1 protein-coding gene and 1 pseudogene are annotated in these 1,842 nt (G+C 49.5%); both read right to left on the bottom strand.

The genetic code is table 11. The annotated features are described in order from the left end of the window. Positions 1–737 (bottom strand): annotated as a pseudogene (locus C1T29_RS17755) (2-isopropylmalate synthase); the annotation flags it as partial. Beyond that, positions 724–1,752: a ketol-acid reductoisomerase gene (gene ilvC, locus C1T29_RS17760; RefSeq protein ID WP_020452476.1), complete on the bottom strand. Its 1,029-nt coding sequence runs from the start codon at positions 1,750–1,752 to the stop codon at positions 724–726. The pseudogene C1T29_RS17755 and the gene ilvC, both read right to left, overlap by 14 nt. Between the last annotated feature and the right edge of the window lie 90 nt (positions 1,753–1,842).

Here is a 1,842-nt window from a genome sequence, read left to right on the forward strand (position 1 = left end):
GCGACGGCGATTTCTTCAAGAGAGGCGTTCCCCGCTCTTTCGCCTATGCCGTTGATGACCGATTCGACTTGATCCGCTCCGTTTTCAATCGCAGCCAAAGAGTTGGCGACAGCCATGCCTAAATCATCGTGGCAATGGGCTGAAAGCGTGACTTTGTCAGCATTGCGGGCATTTTCTTTAATATAGCGGAAGATATTTCCGTACTCGGCGGGCGCTAAATAACCGACCGTATCCGGAAGATTGACGACGTCCGCTCCCGCGGCGATCACTTCGCTGACGATCTCGGCTAAAAACGAAAGGTCGGTTCGGCACGCATCTTCGGCAGACCACTGGACGATCGGGAAGCGTTCTTTGGCGTATTTCACCATTGCGACCGCCTGTTCCAGAACCTGTTCGCGCGTTTTTTTCAGCTTATATTTTAAATGGATGTCAGAAGTGGCGATAAAAATGTGAAGCCTTGGTTCAGCCCCGTCTTTGAGCGCTTCCCACGCCGAATCGATATCTCCTTTGACAGAGCGGGCAAGCCCCGTTACCGAACAGTTTTTAATCGTCCTTGCGATTTCTTTTACTGCGTTGAAATCCCCGGGGGATGAAGCGGGGAAACCCGCTTCCATAATGTTGACCCCGAGTTTTTCAAGCTGCTGGGCGATCGCCAGCTTCTCCTGCGTGTTTAAATTAACGCCCGGCGACTGTTCACCGTCACGGAGTGTCGTATCAAAAAAGTTAATTTTTCGCACCGGCTACCACCGCTTCCTTCTTCTTGCCCTGCTTGACAAACGGCATCATTTCGCGAAGCTTTCTTCCGACCACTTCGATTTCGTGTTCGTTTTCGCTTGTATTGATGGCGTTGAAACGCGGACGGTTGACTTGGTTTTCGACGATCCATTCTTTCGCGAATGTACCGTTTTGGATGTCTTTCAATACTTCTTTCATTGATGCTTTTACCTTCTCATCGACGACGCGCGGGCCTGATACGAAATCTCCCCACTGCGCTGTGTCTGAAATCGAATATCTCATGCCTGCCAAACCTTCTTCATACATCAAGTCGACGATGAGCTTCAGCTCGTGCAGACACTCGAAGTATGCGAGTTCAGGCTGATAGCCCGCTTCTGTCAGCGTTTCGAATCCTGCTTTGACAAGGGAAGTCAATCCTCCGCACAGCACCGCCTGTTCACCGAAAAGATCGGTTTCAGTTTCTTCTTTAAATGTTGTTTCAAGAACACCGGCTCTTGCTCCGCCGATCGCTTTAGCATAAGCAAGGGCTTTGTCTTTCGCTTCCCCTGTGACATCCTGATAGATCGCAAACAGCGCCGGAACCCCTGCACCTTGTTCAAACGTTCTTCTGACAAGATGTCCCGGTCCTTTAGGAGCGACAAGGAATACGTCAACATCTGCCGGAGGCACGATCTGATGGAAATGAACGTTGAATCCGTGGGCGAATACGAGTGAATTGCCCGCTTGAAGTCCGTCTTTAATTTCCGCTTCATACACTTTTTGCTGCTGTTCATCCGGAAGAAGCACCATAACGATGTCGGCCTGTTCTGCCGCTTCTCTTACCGTGAAAACTTGATGGCCGTCTTCCTCTGCTTTAGCAAAGGATTTCCCTTTTCTGACGCCGACAATGACGTCCACTCCGCTTTCTTTCAGGTTCAGTGCGTGCGCATGGCCTTGAGAGCCGTATCCGATTACCGCTACTTTTTTGCCTGCCAATACGTTTTCTTTGATATCACCGTTATAATATACTTTTACCATTTCAATCTCTCCCTTTTTATGTTTTATACAATTGATATTGTTTTAATAGAGGACGGCTTTTGCTGGGTTCCCCTCGCAAAGGCCGTGGTG

Source organism: Bacillus sp. MBGLi79, assembly GCF_002953915.1.